At 48.3% G+C, this 1235-nt stretch carries 1 protein-coding gene; it reads left to right on the top strand.

Annotated features, from left to right (window positions below; translation table 11 throughout):
* The first annotated feature begins 12 nt into the window (after window positions 1-12).
* Window positions 13-1197 (top strand): elongation factor Tu, encoded by a 1185-nt coding sequence (gene tuf / locus EYB30_RS14960; RefSeq protein ID WP_166839709.1) that lies wholly within the window; start codon window positions 13-15, stop codon window positions 1195-1197.
* Window positions 1198-1235 lie beyond the last annotated feature (38 nt).

Genomic DNA, 1235 nt, shown 5'->3' with positions numbered 1-1235 from the left:
AAGGGTCTATTCATGGCTAAGGCTAAATTTGAACGAGTAAAACCGCACGTAAACGTAGGCACCATCGGTCACGTTGACCACGGTAAAACTACTTTAACTGCTGCTATCACAAACGTACTGGCTAAGCACTACGGCGGTCAGGCATTTGCTTTTGATCAAATCGACAAAGCACCAGAAGAAAAAGCGCGTGGTATTACCATCAATACTTCACACGTTGAGTACGACACACCAACTCGCCACTACGCGCACGTAGACTGCCCAGGCCACGCTGACTATGTTAAAAACATGATCACTGGTGCTGCACAGATGGACGGCGCGATCCTGGTAGTAGCGGCAACTGACGGCCCAATGCCACAAACACGTGAGCACATCCTGTTATCACGTCAGGTAGGCGTACCTTACATCATCGTGTTCATGAACAAGTGTGACATGGTAGATGACGAAGAGCTGTTAGAGCTGGTAGAGATGGAAGTACGTGAGCTTCTGTCAGACTATGACTTCCCAGGTGATGACCTGCCGGTAATCCGTGGTTCAGCGCTGAAAGGCCTGGAAGGCGATGCAGAGTGGGAAAAGAAAATCCTTGAGCTGGGTGAAGCACTGGATACTTACATCCCTGAGCCAGTACGTGCGATTGATAAGCCATTCATCATGCCAATCGAAGACGTATTCTCAATCGCAGGTCGTGGTACAGTAGTAACAGGCCGTGTTGAGCAAGGTATCATCAAAGTTGGTGAAGAAGTTGAAATCGTAGGTATCAAAGATACTACCAAGACAACTTGTACTGGCGTTGAAATGTTCCGTAAGCTGTTAGACGAAGGTCGTGCAGGTGAGAACATCGGTGCACTGTTACGTGGTACTAAGCGTGAAGACGTAGAACGTGGTCAGGTACTGTCTAAGCCAGGTTCAATCAAGCCACACACTAAGTTCGAAGGCGAAGTGTACGTACTGTCAAAAGAAGAAGGTGGTCGTCACACGCCATTCTTCAAAGGCTACCGTCCACAGTTCTACTTCCGTACTACTGACGTAACAGGTTCAGTAGAGTTGCCAGAAGGCGTAGAAATGGTAATGCCAGGCGACAACCTGAAGTTTGTTGTTGAACTGATTTGCCCAATCGCGATGGATGAAGGTTTACGCTTCGCTATCCGTGAAGGCGGCCGTACTGTAGGTGCTGGCGTAGTATCAAAAATCCTGGCTTAATAAGCTGAGATTGAAAAAGGCCCTGCGGGGCCTTTTTT

The sequence above is a fragment of the Rheinheimera pleomorphica genome (assembly GCF_011634895.1).
Taxonomy (GTDB): Bacteria; Pseudomonadota; Gammaproteobacteria; order Enterobacterales; family Alteromonadaceae; genus Alishewanella; species Alishewanella pleomorphica.
Note: the sequence above shows the minus strand (reverse complement) of the source record. Positions and strands in the feature narration are given on the sequence as shown.